The organism is Marvinbryantia sp., from assembly GCF_047017445.1.
In the GTDB taxonomy this organism is placed as follows: domain Bacteria; phylum Bacillota; class Clostridia; order Lachnospirales; family Lachnospiraceae; genus Marvinbryantia.
Map to the genome: position 1 here is coordinate 25,221 of NZ_JBKXTT010000017.1, position 21,850 is coordinate 47,070.

Consider the following 21,850-nt stretch of genomic DNA (forward strand, 5'->3'; position numbering starts at 1 on the left):
TTAGACTAAGCCGGCTAAAACCAGCAGAACATCGATCAGCTTTATAAAGATGAACGGCGCGATCAGACCGCCCAACCCGTAAATCAGCAGATTCCGGGACAAAAGCTTTCCTGCGGAAACCTCACGGTATTTCACGCCCTTAAGCGCAAGCGGGATCAGGGCAATGATAATCAACGCATTGTAGATAATGGCAGAAAGCACTGCGCTCTGTGAGGAATGAAGTCCCATAATGTTCAAAGCGGAAAGCTGCGGATATAATCCCATAAACAGCGCCGGGATAATGGCAAAATATTTCGCCACATCATTGGCAATGGAAAAGGTCGTCAGGCTCCCACGGGTCATCAGAAGCTGCTTGCCTATACGAACAATTTCAATCAGTTTGGTGGGGGAAGAATCCAGATCCACCATGTTGCCGGCTTCTTTTGCCGCCTGGGTACCGCTGTTCATGGCCACCGCCACGTCGGCCTGGGCCAGCGCAGGGGCGTCATTGGTTCCGTCACCGGTCATGGCAACTAAGTGACCTTTGGCCTGAAAGTCGCGGATCATGGAAAGCTTCCCCTCCGGCGTCGCCTCTGCAAGGAAATCATCCACACCCGCTTCTGCGGCAATCGCTGCGGCGGTGATCGGATTATCGCCGGTAATCATAATGGTCTTGATTCCCATTTTCCGCAGGTCCGCAAATTTCTCCTTTACGCCCTGCTTGATAATATCCTTCAGGTAGATCACGCCGAGTATTTTGTGGTTCTTCGCCACCACCAGAGGGGTGCCGCCTTTGGAAGCAACAGACTTGACAACCTTGTCACATTCCTCAGAATATGTGCCGCCTGCAAGGATGACATATGCCTGCATGGCATCTGCCGCACCTTTGCGGATCTCATTGCCGTCATAGTCCACGCCGCTCATACGGGTCACAGCGGTAAACGGAATAAACTTCATTCCCTTGTCCTGAAGGCTTCTGCCGCGAATTCCGAATTGCTCCTTTGCCAGTACCACAACGCTTCTGCCTTCCGGCGTCTCATCTGCCAGGGAAGAAAGCTGTGCGGCATCCGCCAGCTCTTTGACGCTGACGCCATCCACCGGAATAAATTCCGAAGCCTGCCGGTTGCCCAAAGTGATGGTTCCGGTTTTATCGAGCATCAGAATGTCCACGTCACCGGCTGCTTCAATGGCCCTGCCGCTCATGGCAAGGACATTGGCCTGATTGAGCCTTGACATCCCTGCGATCCCGATGGCAGAGAGCAGGGCGCCGATGGTGGTAGGTGCAAGGCAGACCAGGAGAGCTACCAGCGTGGTTACGGATGTGGGGTTCTCTATGCCCGCCTGCTTTGCAGAAAAAATCGAATAAGTATAAAGGGACACCGTTACCAGAATAAAGATAATGGACAGTGCCACCAGAAAAATCTGCAGGGCGATCTCATTTGGCGTCTTTTTCCTCGCTGCGCCCTCAACCATAGCAATCATCTTGTCCAGAAAGCTTTCGCCGGCCTCGCTGGTCACTTTCACCACGATCCAGTCGGACAGGACGGTAGTTCCGCCGGTCACAGCGCTTCGATCCCCGCCTGCCTCCCGGATAACCGGAGCGGATTCGCCGGTGATGGCGCTTTCGTCCACAGAGGCAGCACCCTCAATGACTTCTCCGTCTGCCGGAATCTGTTCACCGGCCTTCACAATGACCAGCTCACCTTTTTTCAGCATCGCAGAAGGAACCACCGTGATATTTTCCTTTTGCCCGGCAGAGGGAATCTTATGTGCATCCACATCTTTCCGTGAAGCCCGCAGTGAATCTGCCTGCGCCTTTCCTCTGCCTTCGGCAATCGCTTCCGCAAAGTTGGCAAACAGAACCGTAAACCAAAGGATGACGGCGATCGCCAAAGTAAAACCGCCAGGAGCATCTTTTATGCCAATAAGCGACACGCCCCACAGAACGCTGGTCAGGATCGCAGAAACGAACACCAGAAACATGACCGGATTTTTAGCCTGTGTTTTCGGATTTAACTTAATAAAAGAATCTTTGATTGCTCTGCCAAGCATTTTCTGATCGGCAAAAGCATTTTTTTGCTTTGAACTCATATATTACCCTCCTTTACGCAAGACTGCCGAAGAACTCAGCAAGCGGACCAAGAGCCAGCGCCGGGAAAAAGCTGAGCGCACCGATCAGCAGCACGACAAAAATCAACAGGAATACAAACATGGCGTTTGTAGTAGACAGTGTACCGGCAGTTGTGGCAATCCTCTTCTTCCCGGCCAGACTTCCGGCAATGGCCAGCGTACCGACAACCGGCAAAAATCTTACAAACAGCATGACAAGGCCAATGCTGACATTTAAGAATACCGTGTTGGCGTTAAAGCCTGCAAAAGCTGAACCGTTATTGCCTCCGGCAGAACTGTAGGCGTACAGCATTTCTGAGAAGCCATGCGCCCCTCCATTGTTCAGGCTGTCCATAACTGAGGGCACCACAGCCGCAATACCGCTTCCCACCAGAATTCCGATCGGCGTAGCCAGACAAACCAGCACCGCCCACTTCATCTCAAATGGCTCAATTTTTTTGCCAAGAAATTCCGGCGTCCTGCCCACCATCAGTCCGGCAATAAATACCGTCAGGATGGCGAATGCCAGCATTCCATACAGACCGCAGCCGGTACCGCCGAAGATCACCTCGCCAAGCTGCATCAGCAGCATGGTAATCATTCCGCCAAGAGGCGTATAACTATCGTGCATGGAATTTACAGATCCGTTGGAAGCTGCGGTGGTAAATGCCGCCCAGGTAGAGGACGTCGCAATGCCAAAACGGGTTTCTTTTCCTTCCATATTTCCTCCGGCCTGATCATTCATAGTCATATTGACTGCGCCGTCCTGTGCAAGCTGCGGCGTACCTGCCTGTTCGCTGACTGCGATGCAAGAAAGGGCGATGCACAGGCAAATAAACATGGCGGCAAAGATTGCCACACCTTGCTTTTTATTTTTTACTGCTGAGCCGAAGGTGAAGCAAAGAGCTGCCGGGATCAGCAAAATAGACAGCATCTCAACGATATTGGTAAAGGCGTTTGGGTTCTCCAGCGGGTGCGCGGAATTCACACCCATAAATCCGCCGCCGTTGGTACCTGATTGTTTAATGGCAACCTGACTTGCCGCAGGCCCCATGGGTACAAACTGTTCGGTTACAATCTCTGCGTCAGGAACAAGAATGCCATCTACCATAACTGTTCCCGCTTCCTCGTCGATCACTGCGCCGTCCAATATCTCTCCGTCCGCGCTGACTGCGATAGGCTCCACCAGCGATACTGTTTGGGCACCCTTCAGATTCTGGATCACGCCGCCGCTCACCAGCAGCAGAGAAATGACAAGGTTCAGCGGAATCAGAATATGGATGATGATACGGGTCATATCCACCCAAAAGCTGCCAAGATCAGAAGTTTTTACTTTGATAAAACCTCGGATCAGAGCAAACAGAACTGCGATTCCGGTTGCGGCGGAGACAAAGTTTTGAACCGTAAGCCCCAAAGACTGGGTCAGGTAACTCAATGTAGACTCGCCGGAATATGCCTGCCAGTTGGTATTGGTCACAAAACTGGAAGCGGTATTAAAGGCCAGATCCCATTTCACACCGGAAAGCCTCTGCGGATTGCCGGGAAGGACTCCCTGCAGGATTTGAAGCAGGAACAAAAATACCAGCCCAATGCCGGAAAAGATCAGTACGCTGACTGCGTACTTCTTCCAGTTCATTTGTTCTTCCTTATCGACCCGCATTACCTTGTAAACCAGGTTTTCGCAGGGCACAAGGAGCCTGGACAAAAATGTCTTTTCTCCAAACATTACTTTTTTTATGTAAGCGCCAAGCGGTATCGCCAGCGCTGTAAGAATGACGAGATACAAAACATATTGGATAACCGTCATCATGCCTGATCATCTCCCTTCATTAAAATGTAGACATACCACAGCAGCATTGCTGCCGCACATATGCCGATGATTGCGATCATAATCTGCATATATTTTTCCTCCTTTTCTGAACGCTGATCGCATAATACCCTTTTTCCTCTAAAAATAGCGTTAGGCATTTACTATCGGCCTTAAAATAAGATAAAGATTACAAAAGGCCAAAAAGCCACGCTATAGGCAGCGTAATGACTGTTGTGCTGACACATACACAGAATAAAACAAATATGGGTATCCCGACAAAAATGGAGAGAAATCCAAGAATCGGATGCTTCCAAAGAAATCGCTTAGCCCTTAAATCAAATTTCTGTTCGTATTTCCGAATAGTTTGCAGAATGCTCATGCCTTTTCCCCTTATTTTCATTATGTGACATAAGCATACAACAGGAAAAATAAAAAAGGGAAAAGTGTATGGAGCCTGGCATTAAAAGATTATAAATGCAGAACAAAAAATGCTATGCAATCGGCGAACCTTTTGCATAGCATTTTTTGTTTACCTGGTTATATTACCGCATTCCCTTTTGTTACTGCAACCGGGCTGTTTTTACTGATGTATTTTGCAGTCAGCTCCGGCATCTCGGCGTCGCCGCGCCAGAGCACCGGGCAGGCGGATAACACCTCATAGCCGCCGGTTCCGGTGGCGCGGTAGTTGCTTGTGACAAGTTTGTATTTTTTATCGCCAAGCTCTGTGCCGTCTGCCTTTTTAAGCACTGCGACACGCTGCCCGACCGGTTTGCTCAGGTCGAATTTGTACTGCAGACCTGCATAGAAATCATAGTTGTAGTGCTCGATCTTGGGCTTTATAAATTCCTCGGAAATCTGCACCCTGCCGTCTTTTACTGTAAAGTAGGAGGCGCAGCGCTCCAGAGCCGCCCGCAGCACCTCGCGATCTGTCTCCAGAACAACCAGTGTATTTGCGAAAAGGTATGCGCCGCAGATCGTGCGCATGGTGACTTCCCGCTCCAATCCAATCGGAATATTGCCGAGGCTTGTACAGGAAAAGTCTGCGCCCGTCTCCGCAAGCTGCACCTGGTTGAAAAGATTTGCCAGCTCACTTCCGTGCAGCGCAGCGTCCAGCTTATCCTCCGGCAAAATTGCCTCGCGCAGAAAACCGACCGGTTCGTCCAGCCACCGCTGTGTGTCCTGCTCCAGAGGAAGCAGACGCCGGTAAGGCTGCGCGTCGTGCTCTGATGAAATATCCTCCCAGGAGGACGTGATGTGCCAGCGCGCCGTGCCGCTCCCCTGCTTTTTCAGACGCCGTGCAGCATCTCTGCCCTCGCCAAAAACCTCCACGCGTGCAAAGCACCCTGCATTTGCCGGCGGCTGCAATGTATACGTTCCATGCAGCCGACGCCCGTCGGTTTTCATGTGCTGATGTCCTGTAAGGAGCAGGTCAAAGTCCAGCTCGCGGGCAATTTTGCAGGCAACGTTTTCCCCGCCGGCGGTGAGGAGCCGTCCCGTTTCCAGATCCTCCTCATAGCCGCCATGGTAAATACAGATAACAAAATCACACTGCTCCCTCAGCACAGCGCACGCTTCCTTTGCCGCTTCAAAGGCATCGGTGACGCGCAGCTCTGAGAGATTCTGCGGCTGCTCCCACACATTTACATAATCTGTGACAACTCCGGTGATGCCGACGCGCAGCCCGTTTTCAAGCACATGCACCGCTGTTTTTTCGATGCCAGGCTCACCGCGCAGATCCTCCACATTCGCACAGAGGCACCGCGCCGGATGCGTACCTGCCGCGTCCCCGTCCGCACCTTTGCCCGGAACATGCACCTTTCGATCCTCGTCCGCATTTTTGCCGCCTGCCGCATCCTGTCCCCGCATCGCGCTCACATAATCCTTCAGGGTTTCATATCCGAAATTAAAGTCGTGATTTCCCAGGGTGAAGTAATCGCAGCCGATCGCCTTAAATGCCTCCGCCACCGGATGAAACGGATAATCCTCCCGGTGGGCGATGTAATACTGTGAAAGCGGCGTCCCCTGCAGAGAGTCGCCGCCGTCGAGCACCAGCATATTTTTCCCCTTTTTTACCTGGCACGCCATGTTCAGAAGCCCGGATGCTTCCGGGCGGTTCGACGGATAATCCACCGGAAAGACATGCCCGTGGATATCCGAGGTGAATATTATTTCCAGAACCTTTTCCATGTTACTAACCCCTCGCAAGTTTTACGCGGATTTTCGTGGAAATCCACTCTACGATCAAAACCAGCACGATCAGACCTGCAAGAATCGCTCCCGCCTCATTCCAGCGGTAGCTGTTCATCGCAAAGATCAGAGGCGCGCCGATTCCTCCTGCGCCGACCAGACCAAGCACCGTAGCATCGCGCAGGTTAATGTCGAAGCGGTAGATCGCCGTCGACGCAAAATTCGGCATAAGCTGCGGTAAAATTCCATAACGTATCTTCTGCCAGGTCGTGCAGCCCGCCGCGTCCAGCGATTCCAGAATGCGCGTGTCCAGATCCTCGATCGCCTCGATATACATTTTGCTCACCATGCCGACCGAACAGAGGGACATTGTGAGAAGCCCGGCAAACGCGCCCGGTCCCGTCACACGGATAAACATCAGGCCGTACACAAACGCCGGAATCGTGCGCACCGCCATGATGATGATTCTTCCGATAAACGCTACCGGTTTCGGCGTCAGGTTGGAGGCTGACAAAAATGCCAGTGGAATCGAAATAATCGCGCCGACCACCGTGCCGAGAAAAGCAATACAGATCGTCTCCAGCAGAAGATACGGCACTCCCTGCGTTGTCAGATTAAACAAAAGCTTTGTGTCCGGATGGAAGATTCCCGAAAGAATATTCAGCGCAATCTTCCCGCCGTTCTGCGTGGTTCCGCTCGTCTCGACCCCGGTTGCGCTCCAGATTACCAGCGCTGCGACCACCACGGCAACCGCCAGCTCAAACATCCAGCTTTTCGGACGGCTCTCATAAGCTTTTTCAATGCGTTCGTTCATGCTGCCCTCCTTACACCAGACGTTTGCGCGCTGCGCGGCTGAGTGATTCGATCAGAAATACCGTCACAAACAGCGCGATCAAAATCGTACCGACGCTCGCATACTCGCGCCAGCCAATCTTTTCATTTAAAATAAGTCCCAGACCGCCCGCGCCCACATAGCCGAGAATGGAAGCATAGCGCACATTCCCCTCAAAGCAAAACAGGCAGTTTGACAGATACGACGGCAGCACCTGCGGCACGATCGCGCTGACAAAAGCCCGCACCTTCGTCGCGCCCATCGCTTCCATCGCCTCAAAAGCGCCCATGTCCACCGTCTCAATTTCTTCATATAAAATCTTACCGATATACGCAAAGGTAAATACTGCGATCGCCGTCGTTCCGGCAAGCGTGCCGAGACCGAAAATATAGGTGGCGATCAGCGCCGTCACCAGCGTCGGCAGCGTGCGCACAATGCTTAAAAACAGGCGCACCAGTGTGACCACCGGCTTTGCATGGATAATATTGGTGGACGCCAGCATGGAAAACGGGATTACCAGTATGGAGCCGAGCACCGAACCGAGCAGGGACATTTTGATGGTGTCGAGCAGCGGTTTGATGACCTGGGGGAGATAACTGGTATCAGGCGGACAGAACATCTGCTTTAAAATAACGAAAAACTGATTTCCTCTTGCAGCCAGCACCGTCATATCAAAGCCGGTGATCTCCACGGAAAGCGCCGTCATTGCCAGCAGAACCAGCACAACAAGCGGCATCCGCGAACGCTTCTGCTGCACCGTTTTCCCATTCGGGAGACAGACGGTTTTCGGCGGAAACACTTTGTCGTAGAGGCTCATGCGCGCTCCTCCTTCCCGCCCTGGTAAATAGAATCCAGAATTTCCTGGTTTACGTTCCGGGCAGGGCCGTCGTATACGATCTCGCCTGCACGGATGCCCACCACCCTGGTCGCATACTGCAGCGCCAGGTCGACATGATGGATGTTAAGCAGCACCGTAATTTTCATATCGCGGTTGATGCGCAGAAAATCATCCATTACCTGCTTCGCCGTCACCGGGTCAAGCGACGCCACCGGCTCATCGGCGAGGATAATCTGCGGATTCTGCGCCAGTGTACGCGCCAGGGCAACCCGCTGCTGCTGACCGCCGGAGAGCTGGTCGGCGCGGACAAACGCTTTATCGAGAATGCCCACCTTGTCCAGCGCCTCAAGCGCCGCTATTTTTTCTTCCTTCGTAAAAATCCCAAATGTTGCACGCCACCAGGGCAGATCCGGTACAAACGCCGTCAGCACATTTTTGATGACGGTCGTGCGCGTGATCAGATTGAAGGACTGGAAAATCATCCCGATCTTTCTTCGAAACCGGCGCAGCTCCTTTCCCTGCAGGGACATCACGTCTGTGCCGTCCACTGTCAGCTCGCCGCCCGTAATGTCATGCATCCGGTTGATCGTGCGGATCAGCGTGGACTTTCCGGCACCGGAAAGTCCAATGATCGCAACAAATTCGCCCTGGTCGATGGTAAGATTTACATTTTTTAACGCTTCAAATCCGTTTGGGTATCTTTTACTTACGTTTTTAAACTCTATCATCGCCGCGGCTCCATATTATGACGCGCTGTTCAGCTCACGGATCATCTGCTGTGCCTCACGCTCGGAATCGTAATCAGAATCCTGCGCCGGCTGATAACCCTGGTGGCTGTAAATCGCAATGACCTCTTTTCCTTCGTCTGTGTTGCCGATGTTGATGAATGCCTCGGACAGCGCAGCCTTCAGATCCTCGTCCATCGTCTTGCTCACGCTGATGGTATCGTTGTAGATTGCCGGAGTTACGCCGATAACTGCCGTATCCTCCCAGATGCTGTTTTCCATTGCATACTCGCTGTTCCATTTGTCCACATAGTCGCGGCGCGCATCTGCGTAGGTACAGAGAACGTCCACCTGCCCGGATGCAAGGCGTGCGAAAGCGCTGCCGTAAGAATCCGCCTGTACCGCGTGCGGAAGCTCAGTGATGTTCTTGTCGTAGTTCTGCAGCAGCCACAGGGACGGATAAATATATCCTGCGGAGGAAGAGGAACCCATAACGCTCCAGTTTGCGCTGCTGATGTCATCCCATGTCAGCTCCTCGCCCGCATTCACTTTTGCCGCCAGCTCTTTTCCTTTTTCAGACGGCCCGGCGATCATCAGCGCGCGGTAGCTCGTCACCTGCTTGTCGCTCGCCTCGGTCGGCGCCTGGTCATTCCAGTCCTTCGCACTGTCGGAATCGATGGAAAGTCCGTCGCGCGTTGCTGTCAGAAGCACATCACAGCCGTCATCGTAAAGTACATAGGTTCCGCCCGGAATCAGACCGACATCCGCCGTTCCCGCGGAGAGCGCCTCGCCGACCGCCTCATAGCTCGTGCCGACAGTAATATCTACCTCACCGATCTCGTAGCCAAGCTTTGCCATCTCTTCGGTCAGCAGCCCTTTCAGCGGCTCCACCGCCGTGATGATCTCCTCCGGCTCTCTGGACGGCACAAACGCGATCGTGAGCTTGTCCACCTGCTTTGTTTCTCCCTCAGCGCCGCACACCATTGCACTTACGCCCAAAAGAAGGCTCGTGCATACTGCTCCCGTCAATACCATAGAAACTGCTTTTTTCATGTTCTTTCCTCCTGTAATCTGTAGTGATTTTATAGGTGTCCGGGCAATTTTTCTGCCCCCATGATGCACGGATGCTCTCAGTCGGCTCCGGCATCATGTATATTGAAGGGGTATATCCCCTTACAACCGCTATGCCGTATCGCCGATGCGAAGATGCGTCGGCACCATCACTGTCACTGCCTGCGTGCGCTTCTGCTCTATCCTGCCGAGCAGCATTTCCAACGCGTTTTCCCACACATAATCCGGAAACATTTCAATGCAGGTTCCGGTCTGCCACTTACTCTCCAATGTCTGAATATCCTGATATATGATAACAGCAACGTCCTTTGGAATGCGCAGCCCCAGCTCTGTGAACGCCTCCAGCGCGCCCTCCGCCATCTCATCGCTTCCAAGCAGGATCGCTTCCGCCAGCGCGCCGTCCTTCGCCGCCTGCATTGCCAGCTCGTAGCCGCTCTCCCGGCTGATTTCTCCGACATGGAACAGCCTTTCGTCATACATTCCTCTGCTTTTCAGGATTTTTTTCAGCCCCTCCAGACGGTGGACGCCGATTTTTACATCTCTGCTCTCGTAAAGACCGCCGATATAACCGATGCTTGCGTACCGTTTGTAATCCACAAGGTACTCCACCATCATTTCCTGCCCGCGCGCAAAATCAATCTGCACCTGATCGTTCTCATAGGTGCGCTGGTTGGAATTCACCAGCACGACCGCCTGCGTGAGCGAGAGCAGAAACGAAATTTCTTCTTCTTTAAGCAGTCCGAAGGCAATAATTCCATCGACCTCCTGCGGCTGCCCGAAGGTGAGCCGCACAAACGTTACCTCATATTCGTTTGTCATAAGCTGGAGCATACACGCCAGCGATGACAGACGCACATTCGGGCGGTCCGGACGGACGATCTGCCAGTCCGCCACGCCGATCACAAGCTGTTTTTTGACGTTTGCCTCCCTGCGCTGACGCGGCGGCACATAGTTCAGTTTATTGGCGGCGCGGAAAATCTTCATCCGTACCTCCTGCGTCACCGAAAGACTTTCGTCGCGGTTCAGTACACGCGATACCGTCGTCAGCGACACTCCGGCAAGCTCCGCCACTTCCTTAATCGTTGCCATAGAATTTCCCTCCTTTTCAACAGTTTCTTCCTTAATCTGATTATAGCAAGATTGTCGAAAAACGCAATATATTTTACTAAAATTTTACTAAAAATGTAAAAAAAGAGAACTGCCGAACGCGCTTTATTTCTGCACGTTCAACAGTCCCATTCCCGCCGCCAGGAATCCGATCAGCACTCCGGTTGCTGCCAGTGACACTGGCTCTACCGGAAGAACCGGAACGCATCCGACCAGCGCGCCTGCCACGCCGCCTGCCGTCATACTGGCGAAAGCTGTCAGCCGTCCCGCTTCCGTCGGGGACATATTGTATCTTTTGTGAAATATCTCATATAATTTTCTCGTCATACGTATTCCTCCTCCCGGAGTTTTTTCCTGCGCCGTTACTGTTCATCCCGTGTTACTTGTTCACTCCGTTCACAGCAGCCCTGCGCCCTCTGTCAGAATGCTTTAATCTGTTTCTTTTATGTAACATTATTCTAGCAGGTCTTATGTAAAATCCACTATCCGCAGAAGGTAAAATACATGTAAAAACTGTCCGGTACCGTTCCCTGCAAAGCCAAGACTGCTTGTGCCGTCTCTTCTATTCTGTCACATCCGGGTGTCCGCCTGTCAGATAAAACAGCACCCACTCCGCAATGTTGGTTGCATGATCGCCGATGCGCTCCAGATATTTCACGATCATCAGCACGTCCGTCGCCTGTTCACCGTTCTGGATATTTTCGTTGATCTGCCGGATGACGTCTTTCTTCACCTGCCGGAAATATTCATCCACAACGTCGTCCTGCCGGATGACCGCAGAAGCCTTCTGCATATCCTTTTCAAGATACGCCTCCACGCTGTTTTTTACCATACTCATCGTCTCGTCCGCCATTTTCTGGATCCGGCTCAGATCACTCGGATAGCCGGTCTTTGCCAGCATCAGCGTGATCTCGGAAATATCCGCGGCATGGTCGCCGATGCGCTCCATATCGGTAATCATCTTCAGCGCTGCTGAAACCATGCGCAGATCAGTCGCCACCGGCTGCTGCGAAAGCAACAGATTCAGACAAAGCCCCTCGATCTCCCGCTCCATGTGATCAATCTGATTGTCGTAGTTAATGGTATTCTTTGCCTCTTCGATATCCTTATGCATCAGCGCATCCAGCGCGTCGCCGATCGCCGTCTCGATCAGTCTGCCCATTTCCGCAATATATTCTCTTAGTTTCTTTAGCTGTTCCTCATAGTGATCTCTCATAATCAGCTGAACCTCCGCATCATTTTGTTTGCTGTGACGTTATTCTAGCAGGCGGTTTGTAAAATGCACTATCAAAAGAACGTAAAATGCAGGTAAAAAATAAGACGGGCAATCATTTCTGATCCCCGTCTCTCTGCTTTATCTCTGAATCATATCACATAAAATCCGCACGCACTCCTCTGTCGGAAGCATCCCGGTGTTTAATTCCAGATCGTAATTTTTCCGATCCTTCCAGTCGCTCCCCGTGAAGAATTTAAAGTAATTTTTGCGGCTCCGATCCTTTTTGTCCATCAGCTTTCTCGCTTCCTCCTCTGAGATCTGCTCAACCTGCATCGTCCGCCTGATTTTTTTCTGCGTATTGGAGGAGTAAATGAACACCCGGATCACGTTCTCATGATACTTAAAAATCTCTGTTGCGCAGCGCCCGATAAACACCGCCGGTCCCTCTGCTCCCAGGCGGCGGATGGTTTCCTTCACGCCGCTCTGGATTTTATAGATTTCCGACATGTCCTCGCCCTGCAGACAGTTTGCCGCCAGCACGAGATTGTACATCATGCTGCCACAGTTTTTTTCGTCATATTCCTGCAGCTTTCCGATGGAAATGTCGAAGCGCTCCGCCGCCTCGATCAGCAGATTCGTGTCATAGTATGGTATCCCGGCGGCTTCCGCTACCTTCATGCCGATCTCTCTGCCGCCGCTTCCAAATTCTCTTTCAATCGCCAGTATCTTCATAAAATTACCATCCTCTCCTGTATAAAAAGGCTATGACGCCTTATCAAACTGACTGTTATACAGCTCCGCATAGAATCCGCCCTTTCTCAGAAGCGTTTCATGGTCACCCTGCTCGATAATGTCGCCGTCCTTCATGACCAGGATCAGGTCAGCGTTCTTAATCGTAGAGAGTCTGTGCGCGATCACAAAGCTTGTGCGGTTCTCCGTCAGCTTATCCATCGCCCGCTGCGTGATCAGCTCTGTTCGGGTATCGACTGACGAGGTCGCCTCATCCAGGATCAGCATCGGGCTATCCTGGATCATCGCCCTGGCGATGGTCAGAAGCTGCTTCTGTCCGGCAGAAATCATGACATTCTCATCCAGAACGGTATCAAAGCCCTTCGGCAGCGTTTCGATAAAATGATAGATGCCGCAGGCTCTGCACGCCTCCGCAAGCTTCTCGTCGCTCACGCCTTCTTTATTGTAAACAAGATTTTCCCGCACGGTTCCCTTAAAGATCCAGGTGTCCTGCAGAACCATTCCAAACAGATTATGCAGCGATTCCCGCTTCATGTCAAATGTGGAAATACCGTCGATGGAAATATCGCCGCCGTTAATCTCATAAAACCGCATCAGCAGGTTGACCATCGTGGTCTTTCCGGCTCCGGTCGGTCCGACGATCGCCACCTTCTGCCCCGGCTTCACCTTTGCGGAGAAATCCTTGATGATAATCTTATCCGGATTGTTCGGGTAGCTGAAGCGTACATGCTCAAACTCCACACTGCCGTGCACCTGCTCCGGCGCGATTTCTATGCCGCGGTCCTCCGGAAGCTCTTCCTCCTGCAGGAAGTCAAAGACACGGTCTCCCGCCGCCGCTGCCGTCTGCATCTGCGTCATGCCCTGGGCAAGCTGTCCAAGCGGCGAGGTAAACAGGCGCACATACATGATAAATGCAGTAATTACGCCAAAGGTAATCTGGTCGTCCATTACCAGAATCGCGCCAAGCACGCAGACCACCACGTAACTGAGGTTGCCGATGACATTCATCAGCGGCTGCATGATGCCGGAAAGGAACTGGCTCATGCAGTTTGCATTATACACTGCCTTGTTCATTTCATCAAAGCGCTCCTTTACCTTGCGGTTCGCCCGTGAAATGCGGACAACGTCATGTCCGGAATAAATCTCCTCCACATATCCGTTTAAGGCACCGAGGCTTTCCTGTCTTGCAATAAAGTATTTCTGTGACCTGCTCATGATCAGCGCCATCAGCACGAAACCGAGCAATGTCACACAAACCGCAGCCAGCGCCATCCGCCATTCTGTTGCAAACATCATCACCAGACAGCCCACAAACTGCGCCGCAGCGCTCACCATCGTGGGCAGGCTGTTTGAGAGTGCCTGCTGCAGACTGCTCACATCATTTGTGACACGGCTTAAAATATCGCCGTGAGAATAATTTCCGAAGCACTTCATGGGCACGTTGTTGATCTTATAAGAAAGGTCCCCGCGCATTTTCTTTGCCAGGTTAAGCGTGACCGTTGCCATGATATAATGCTCCAGGTAGGTACACACCGCACTTACACCATAGATTCCCAGAAGCATCACGGCAATCTCTCCGATTGCGCCCAGGTCTATTTCTCCCATCAGACCATCTGAGATCAGGTCTGTAATTCTGCTCAACTGATTTGGTCCGATAATCGTCAGAATCGCTCCGACAATCGCAAGCAGCAGCGCGATTATGATCGGCCATTTTATTTTTTCAGAATAGGCAAGCAGCTCCTTTAAAACGCCCGCAATTCCTCTTTTACTTTTTTCCGGCACAGTCTGTCTGGCCATTGGATTTCTGCTCATTCAGACACCTCCTTACGCTCCGAGCTCTTCCTTCGAGAGCTGGGACATTGCAATTTCCTGGTACACCTTGCAGTTCTTCATCAGTTCCTCATGGGTTCCGATGCCTGCCGCCTTCCCGTCCTCCAGTACGACAATCTTATCCGCATTACGGATGGTTCCGATACGCTGCGCAACAATCATGCAGGTGGTTCCCTTCAGCTTACTGTTCAGAGCCTTCCTGAGCTTTGCATCAGTCCGGTAATCCAGCGCAGAGAAGGAATCATCAAATATCAGGATCTCCGGCTTTCGCGCCAGCGCTCTGGCAATAGAAAGCCTCTGCTTCTGTCCGCCGGATACATTTGTTCCGCCCTGGACAATGGGGCTTTCCGTGCCTTTTGGAAGCTTATCGACAAACTCCGTCGCCTGCGCGATATCCAGCGACTCCCGCACATTTTCATCCGTCTGCGGCGCGCCGCTCTCGCCAAACAACACATTGTTTTTGATATCTCCGGCAAAAAGTACCGCCTTCTGCGTCACATAACCGATGCGGTCATACAGCGCGTCAAAGGAATAGGACCGCACATCCTCGCCGTCTATCAGCACCTGCCCTTCCGTGGCGTCATAGAATCTCGCCGCCAGACTGACCAGTGTGGTCTTGCCGCTTCCGGTCGCTCCGATAAAGGCAATGGTCTCGCCCTTATTTACCTTAAAGCTAATATTTTCCAGTGCATTTTTTCCGGCAGACGGATACTGGAACGATACATTCCGGAACTCCACCGTTCCCGTTTCTTTTGCTTCGGTCCGGTCGCCCTCGCAAAGCTCTATTTCCGTGTCAAGCACCTCATTAATACGCCCTGCGGAAACCTGTGCGGACGGCAGCAGCATAATGATCATGACCATCATCATGATGGACATAATCACATAAGTCGCGTATGTCCCGAATACTACGATATCGCCGAACTGCGCGATTCTTCCTGTCATATCCGTCAGCGGGACGTCGTTGATAATCGCCGCGCCTACCCAGTAGATGATCAGAGAAAGTGCACTCATTGCAAAGGATACCACCGGCAGCAGAAACGCCAGCGCTCTCTGGTTGAAAAGCTGTGTTCTGGTAAGCGCGTCATTCGCCTTTTCAAACTTCTCCGCCTGATAATCCTCGGCGTTGTAGGCGTGTACCACGCTGATACCGTTTAAGTTTTCCCGCGATACCAGGTTGATGTCATCGAGCATCCTCTGCACCCGTCTCACACGCGGCAGAATAATCACAATAATAAGTACCATGACGAGCAGCAGCGCCACCACGAAACCGGCTGTGATCGCCGAAAGCGTCCAGCTCTTGTTTACAATCTTCAGAACAGCCCACACCGCCATAACCGGCGATTTTACCATAATCTGCAGTCCCATCGCCACGAACATCTGTATCTGTGTGATGTCGTTTGTGGTACGGTTAATCAGACTGGGCACAGAAAATGTGTGCATTTCCTTCTGCCCGAAATCCGCCACTTTTTTAAATACAAGCTCGCGGATGGTATAGCTGAAGCCGCCGGCGATCCGGGCGACCAGATACCCGCACAGGATACTCAGCGCCGCACTCGCGAGCGTACAGGCAAGCATTTCCGCGCCCGTGCGGTAAACCTCACTCATGCTGCTGCCCGGCGTTTCGATCAGCACCGTCAGATTACTCATATAATCCGGCAGGCGCAGTTCAAAATAAATCTGTCCAATAATCAGCAGAGCGCAGATTCCTGCCATTTTCCACTCCCTGCTGTGCATCTTTTTAAAAAGTTTCAGCATGCTTTATCCTCCCTTTTTATTTTATAGCATTCCAGACAGGCTTTCTGCGCGAAAGCCTGCCCAGGAACCGTAACAGTTCAGCCAGGCTGCCCTGTTATCTGCAAAAATCTGTTCAAAATCCGTTTTACTCGCTGCGGAGAGCCACCACCGGATCCTTCTTCGCCGCGCTTCTGGACGGGATGATACCGGAAATCAGTGTCAGCAGAACGCTGATGCCGATCAGTATCAGAGCCGCCTGCCACGGCAGATACGCGTTCAGGTTATTGATGCCTGTCAAATGATGCAGAAGCTCATTTATCGGGATACACAGCAAGTCGGTTATAATCACGCCCAGTGTGCCGGACGCAAAGCCGATAATAACAGTTTCCGCATTAAACATATGAGACACATTCTTCTTCGAAGCGCCAATCGCGCGCAGGATACCGATTTCCTTCGTTCTTTCCTGTACAGAAATCAGCGTGATCACACCAATCATAATCGAAGAAACAATCAGTGATATTGCCACAAATGCAATCAGTACATAGGTAATCGCGTTGATAATCGCCGTCACGGAGGACATCATCAGACCAACGTAATCCGTGTACGTAATCTGCTCCAGCTCGTCGGCGCCTTCGTTGTAAGCGTCAATCGCCTCCTCGATCACGTCTTTGTTTTCAAAGGTCGACGCATAGAGGTTGATGGACGACGGGCTGTCAATATCGACGACACCCAGCTCGCGCAGGTTGTTCTCATAAGAAGAATCGGAAAATTCCAGTATCTCGTCGTGATATACGGCAAGCTGCTCCGTGGAATACTCCGGCATAGCCGCCTCCAGCGCTGCCGCAAGCTGCGCCGTGTCCATACTGCCAAGCTCTTCGGACACCTGCTGCGCGTACTGTGCCTTTACCTGTTCCTCCACCATCTGCGTGTAGAGGTCGTTAAGATCCTCGTCAGACATCTCCGCGAGATAGTCCGCCACCTCGCTTTCCGCCATGCCCATCTGCTGGACAAGCGCCTGCGTCATATCACTTTCTATATCCGCCCGTGTTTTTGAACCGACAGCCTGCCCGACCATGTCATTCAGCTCTTCCTCAGACGGGATGCTCATCATTTCCACATACGCGCCGGCTTTTTCTTCCTCGCCGAGCTGCGCGATATAATCCTCAAATTCCTGCGCCTTCTCCTCATCTGTAAGGTTTCCGGTGTTCTCGCTGAACGGAAGCCCGGTGAAGATGTCGGTGGACGGGTCTGCAAGCTGCGCATTGACCGCCTCAGAACCTTTGGAATTTTCAATCACATATTCTGTCAGTGCGCTGGTATAACCAATGGTTCCGCTCAGCATACTGGAAACAGAATCCTCATTCGGGCGGATAATACCGGATACCTTCAGCGGCACGCCGTTGTCGTAGAGATACTTCATGCCTGCCTGGCTGTCCCGCAGGTCGGTGTAAAGCCCGGTCTGCTCGTCGTAGGTGTAGCAGTCGGATGCAAAAATGGTGCGGAATTCCATATTACAGATATCCTCGTAGGTCCATTTTTCCTCCGGTTCCGCTATCCCGGTCTGGTCAATTGCCGCCTGCGCCAGCTCGTCAATTTCATCCTTCGACTTCAGCCCCAGCGCATAAAGCGTCATATCGTCAATCTCATTATTTTCATCCACCACCAGGACGACCTCGTTGTACGCCGACGGCCAGGAGCCGTAAATCACGTCGTACTGCTTTTCCAGCAGCGGGCTTATCAGCTCGCCGTCGTTGCCCGGCAGCATTTCCTGCCACAAAACAGCGGAGGTACCGGACATACCTGACATGCCGGACATAGATTCCATCATATCAGACATTCCGTAGGAATCGCCAAGGCTCGTCATAGACGACATATCCAGCCCGAAGTATTCCAGCATCAGTTCCTGCAGAAGCTCCTGCGTATCCGACTGGATAATCGTGCCGTCCACGCTCTCAGTGTAAATCTGCATATCCATATCATATGTGTACTGTACGCCGCTCAAAGCCTCCGCCAGGCTGGTTTCGCCATCCCCGCTGCCGTCGTCTCCCTTCGCGCGTTCCGTCTCGATGTACTCTTTGAAAGCCTTCAGATCGTTTTCATCTGTCTCCATCGTGTTTAGGGAATTTATCATTTTGTAGAGCATACCCTTCTCATAGACAGCGTCGTTTTCGTGCTCGCCTCCGGAAGTTGCGCTTCCTATAAAGGTTTCCAGCAGGCTGCCGGTATCCAGATGCTGCGCCTCGATCGTCAGCGGGTAGGAGGAAAGCGTATCTTCCTGCAAAGCATCGATGTACGTCGTCATGCCCTGCGATACAGCATAAATCAGGGCAATTCCGATGATACCGATGCTGCCCGCAAAAGAGGTCAGCATGGTACGCCCCTTTTTCGTGAAAAGATTTTTCAGTGAAAGCCCGAACGCAGTCCTCATCGACATGGACGGCTTTTTGTGCTTTTTCAGTTTTCCGGCTTCCGTTTTTTCCGCCTGCTTTTTCATCTCCGCGGCAACCTCTTCCTTCGTCAGCGGCGCGGAATCGTCGGTAATATTTCCGTCCAGCATACGGATGATTCTGGTGGAATAGCGCTCGGCAAGCTCGGGATTATGTGTGACCATGATGACCAGGCGGTCGGACGCTACCTTTTTCAGAATCTCCATGACCTGCACGCTCGTTTCCGTATCCAGCGCACCGGTCGGCTCATCCGCCAGAATGATGTCGGGATTGTTTACCAGCGCACGGGCGATTGCCACACGCTGCATCTGACCGCCGGACATCTCGGAGGGCTTTTTGCGGAGCTGGTTTCCCAGTCCGACCTCCTCCAGCGCCTTTTTCGCACGCTCCCTGCGCTCGGATTTCGACACGCCGGAAAGCGTCAGCGCCAGCTCCACGTTCTGCAGCACCGTCTGGTGCGGAATCAGATTGTAGCTCTGGAATACAAAGCCGATGGAATGGTTCCGGTAGGTATCCCAGTCGCGGTCCTTATAGCTCTTTGTAGACCTCCCGTTAATGATGAGGTCGCCGTCTGTGTACTTATCCAGTCCGCCGATGATATTCAGCATCGTGGTTTTGCCGCATCCGGAGGGACCCAGAATTGAGACAAATTCGTTTTCCCGGAACTGCAGGCTGATTCCCTTCAGCGCATGGACCGTTTCGTTGCCCGCCGGATAATCTTTCTTTATGTTTTTAAGCTCCAGCATATATGCTTCTCCTTTCCCTGTGGATAATTTACTTATTAAAATGTGTGGTCAAATCCCATCCGCGAATCAGATTTTAAATAGATTTGCGGAGATTGCTGTAAACCATTTGAACAATATCTGTTTTAATCCACTTTTCTAAACTGAAACGAAACTCCGGTTGCGATTCTGCCGTAAAAGGTCTAAAATAAATATAAAAAAAACGGAAATTATTTAGGAGGATATCCATGTTTCATATTCTTGTGGTTGATGATGATAAGCACACCCGGATGCTGCTGCGGGCGATTCTGGAAGAAGCGGGATACACGGTAACGACCGCAAATAACGGCGAAGAGGCGCTCGACGTGCTGGACAGAGAACATATTGATCTTGTTGTGCTGGATATTATGATGCCTAAGATGGACGGCTACGAATTTACAAAGACTATCCGGGAGACGAACGATGCGCTCCCCATCCTTATGGTAACGGCAAAGCAGGATGCTGCAGATGAAAAGCAGGGCTTTCTTGTGGGAACCGACGACTATATCACCAAACCCATCGACGAGGAAAAAATGCTGCTGCGCATCAAAGCGCTGCTGCGCCGGGCACAGATCGTCAGCGAGCAGAAAATTGTGATCGGCGACGTGACGCTGGATTACAATTCTTTTACGGTGTCCAGAAAAGGCGAAACGCAGGTGCTTCCCCAGAAGGAATTTCTGCTGCTGTACAAGCTGCTCTCCTATCCGGGACAGATTTTCACGCGCATTCAGCTCATGGACGAAATATGGGGATCGGACAGTGAGACGGGCTGGGAGACGGTGACCGTCCATGTCGGCAGGCTCCGCCGGCGTTTTGAGGGATGGGAAGAATTTGAAATAAAGTCCGTGCGCGGTCTTGGATATAAGGCGGTGAAAAAGGTATGAAAAAAGAAGAGCGCAGAAGGCGCCTTGCTCTCACTGTACTGGTCTCCCTGTTTGTATTTATCATTATAGCCGTCGCCGGATTCCTTGCCGGTCTGCTCGTGTACGTCATGATTCGGCTCGGCATCATCAAAACCGTCGGCGGACGCCCGGAAGCCGGCACTATGTTCCTGCTGCTTCCGATAACCAGCACCCTTATTGGCGTCCTGTTTACCCTGCTGACCGGAAGGATTTCCCTGCGTCCGTTTTATCAGCTCATCAATCAGCTCAACCGGCTGGCAAGCGGAGATTTCCACACCCGGATTCATTTTTCACGCCCCATATCCAGGCATTTTGTTTTCCGGGAGATTGAAAAGAGCTTTAATTCGGCGGCGGAGGAGTTGGAGCACACCGAAATGCTGCGCGGCGATTTTATCAACAATTTTTCGCATGAATTTAAGACGCCGATCGTCTCCATCGCCGGTTTTGCAAAGCTTCTGAGGCGCGGAAATCTTTCGGAGGCGCAAAAAGAGGAGTATCTCGCCGTCATCGAGGAGGAGGCGCTGCGCCTTTCCGAAATGGCGACCAATATGTTAAATCTGACAAAAGTGGAAAACCAGACGATCCTTACAAATGTTACATCTTATAATTTATCGGAGCAGATACGCTCGACCGTTCTTCTGCTCGCAGAAAAATGGACGGCAAAGGATCTTGAACCGGACCTCGATTTCCAGGAATATACGATAGAAGCGAACGAAGAGCTTTTAAAACAAATATGGGTAAATCTCATTGATAATGCCGTGAAGTTTTCAGAGCCGGGCAATCTGATTTCCTTTCACATCACAGAAAAAGCAGATGACCTTTTTGTCTCGGTCTCCAACCGCGGCACAGAAATCCCGGAGGAAAGCCTCAACCGGATCTTCAACAAATTTTATCAGGCGGACGAATCGCACTCCTCGGAGGGGAACGGTATCGGTCTTGCGATTGTGAAAAAAGTGGTGGAGCTGCACAGCGGGGAAATTTCAGTCAGAAGTGAGAACGGAAGAACCACCTTCACGGTCCGTCTGCCGAAGCAGCAGAGCGAACCGTGAGGGGATTTTCAAAAATCTCTTTTTGTCTCAGCGCCTGTCACAGACAGCCCAAAGTGATGAAATTGCATAAAGCGGTATATTGATTAATTTCTCTTGTTCCCGATAGTCAGACATGGACGTCCTGACCCCATAAGGAAGTTTGCTTGCAGACACAAAATTCTTCAGGCTCTTAGCGTTCAGGTTTTCCTCTGCCTTCACTTCCAGCGGAATAACAAAAAGTCCACCCAGAAAATGTATTCATATAACATAATCTCAGCCGACTTTCTGCATATTCCTTTTTGCATTGATTTTCCAGCGTCAATATAATACAATATGTTTCAAAAAGGAACGGAACCATTTTTTAATATATCAAATATAGGTAATTGCGAAACTCGCAATGCTCGTTCACAATCTTGAATCCAAACAAGGAAGAATTCGTATAGAGTACGAATCCTAAGATGAGAAGTGGATAACTACCGTTTTTAGGCGCACTTTAATAAGCTACAGGCTTTATAAAGTTAATA

General features: G+C 51.6%; 16 protein-coding genes. 2 read left to right on the top strand and 14 right to left on the bottom strand.

The features are described from left to right. From kdpB to ACLU9Q_RS16570, 14 genes are all read right to left on the bottom strand, one after another. Complete coding sequence (gene kdpB, locus ACLU9Q_RS16505) at nucleotides 1-2,070, bottom strand: potassium-transporting ATPase subunit KdpB (RefSeq protein ID WP_296832610.1); 2,070 nt, start codon at nucleotides 2,068-2,070, stop codon at nucleotides 1-3. Nucleotides 2,071-2,083: 13 nt separating this feature from the next. Beyond that, nucleotides 2,084-3,898 carry a potassium-transporting ATPase subunit KdpA gene (kdpA, locus tag ACLU9Q_RS16510; protein WP_296832608.1) on the bottom strand — a complete coding sequence of 605 codons (1,815 nt, stop codon included), beginning with the start codon at nucleotides 3,896-3,898 and terminating at the stop codon, nucleotides 2,084-2,086. Nucleotides 3,899-4,435: 537 nt separating this feature from the next. Further along, on the bottom strand, nucleotides 4,436-6,085 hold the full coding sequence (locus ACLU9Q_RS16515; RefSeq protein WP_296832605.1) for a bifunctional metallophosphatase/5'-nucleotidase: 1,650 nt from the start codon (nucleotides 6,083-6,085) through the stop codon (nucleotides 4,436-4,438). Between the two features lie 4 nt (nucleotides 6,086-6,089). Then, nucleotides 6,090-6,899: a phosphonate ABC transporter, permease protein PhnE gene (gene phnE / locus ACLU9Q_RS16520; protein ID WP_296832602.1), complete on the bottom strand. Its 810-nt coding sequence runs from the start codon at nucleotides 6,897-6,899 to the stop codon at nucleotides 6,090-6,092. A gap of 10 nt (nucleotides 6,900-6,909) precedes the next feature. Beyond that, nucleotides 6,910-7,734, bottom strand: coding sequence for a phosphonate ABC transporter, permease protein PhnE (gene phnE / locus ACLU9Q_RS16525; RefSeq protein ID WP_296832598.1), 825 nt, complete (start codon nucleotides 7,732-7,734; stop codon nucleotides 6,910-6,912). Next, the gene (phnC, locus tag ACLU9Q_RS16530; RefSeq protein ID WP_296832596.1) at nucleotides 7,731-8,483 is read right to left on the bottom strand and encodes a phosphonate ABC transporter ATP-binding protein; all 753 of its coding nucleotides are present in this window, start codon (nucleotides 8,481-8,483) and stop codon (nucleotides 7,731-7,733) included. The genes phnE (ACLU9Q_RS16525) and phnC overlap by 4 nt, the downstream gene beginning before the upstream one ends. Before the next feature lie 15 nt (nucleotides 8,484-8,498). Beyond that, on the bottom strand, nucleotides 8,499-9,533 hold the full coding sequence (locus ACLU9Q_RS16535) for a phosphate/phosphite/phosphonate ABC transporter substrate-binding protein (RefSeq protein ID WP_296832593.1): 1,035 nt from the start codon (nucleotides 9,531-9,533) through the stop codon (nucleotides 8,499-8,501). Nucleotides 9,534-9,662: 129 nt separating this feature from the next. Beyond that, entirely contained in the window at nucleotides 9,663-10,640 is a 978-nt protein-coding gene (locus ACLU9Q_RS16540) for a LacI family DNA-binding transcriptional regulator (protein ID WP_296832590.1), read from the bottom strand. Between the two features lie 123 nt (nucleotides 10,641-10,763). After that, nucleotides 10,764-10,985 carry a hypothetical protein gene (locus ACLU9Q_RS16545; RefSeq protein ID WP_296832586.1) on the bottom strand — a complete coding sequence of 74 codons (222 nt, stop codon included), beginning with the start codon at nucleotides 10,983-10,985 and terminating at the stop codon, nucleotides 10,764-10,766. A gap of 235 nt (nucleotides 10,986-11,220) precedes the next feature. After that, nucleotides 11,221-11,874, bottom strand: a complete 654-nt coding sequence (gene phoU, locus ACLU9Q_RS16550) for a phosphate signaling complex protein PhoU (protein ID WP_296832584.1) — start codon at nucleotides 11,872-11,874, stop codon at nucleotides 11,221-11,223. 138 nt (nucleotides 11,875-12,012) lie between these two features. Next, complete coding sequence (locus tag ACLU9Q_RS16555; protein WP_296832581.1) at nucleotides 12,013-12,606, bottom strand: AAA family ATPase; 594 nt, start codon at nucleotides 12,604-12,606, stop codon at nucleotides 12,013-12,015. Between the two features lie 30 nt (nucleotides 12,607-12,636). After that, entirely contained in the window at nucleotides 12,637-14,436 is a 1,800-nt protein-coding gene (locus ACLU9Q_RS16560; protein WP_296832578.1) for an ABC transporter ATP-binding protein, read from the bottom strand. 12 nt (nucleotides 14,437-14,448) lie between these two features. Then, nucleotides 14,449-16,209 carry an ABC transporter ATP-binding protein gene (locus tag ACLU9Q_RS16565; RefSeq protein ID WP_296832575.1) on the bottom strand — a complete coding sequence of 587 codons (1,761 nt, stop codon included), beginning with the start codon at nucleotides 16,207-16,209 and terminating at the stop codon, nucleotides 14,449-14,451. A gap of 124 nt (nucleotides 16,210-16,333) precedes the next feature. Further along, on the bottom strand, nucleotides 16,334-19,381 hold the full coding sequence (locus tag ACLU9Q_RS16570; protein WP_296832571.1) for an ATP-binding cassette domain-containing protein: 3,048 nt from the start codon (nucleotides 19,379-19,381) through the stop codon (nucleotides 16,334-16,336). A gap of 224 nt (nucleotides 19,382-19,605) precedes the next feature. On the opposite strand from ACLU9Q_RS16570, the gene ACLU9Q_RS16575 reads away from it, so the two are divergent. Next, entirely contained in the window at nucleotides 19,606-20,280 is a 675-nt protein-coding gene (locus ACLU9Q_RS16575; RefSeq protein ID WP_296832569.1) for a response regulator transcription factor, read from the top strand. Beyond that, a complete protein-coding gene (locus tag ACLU9Q_RS16580; protein ID WP_296908271.1) occupies nucleotides 20,277-21,347 on the top strand; it encodes a sensor histidine kinase in 1,071 nt (356 codons plus the stop codon). The genes ACLU9Q_RS16575 and ACLU9Q_RS16580 overlap by 4 nt, the downstream gene beginning before the upstream one ends. Nucleotides 21,348-21,850: the final 503 nt, after the last annotated feature.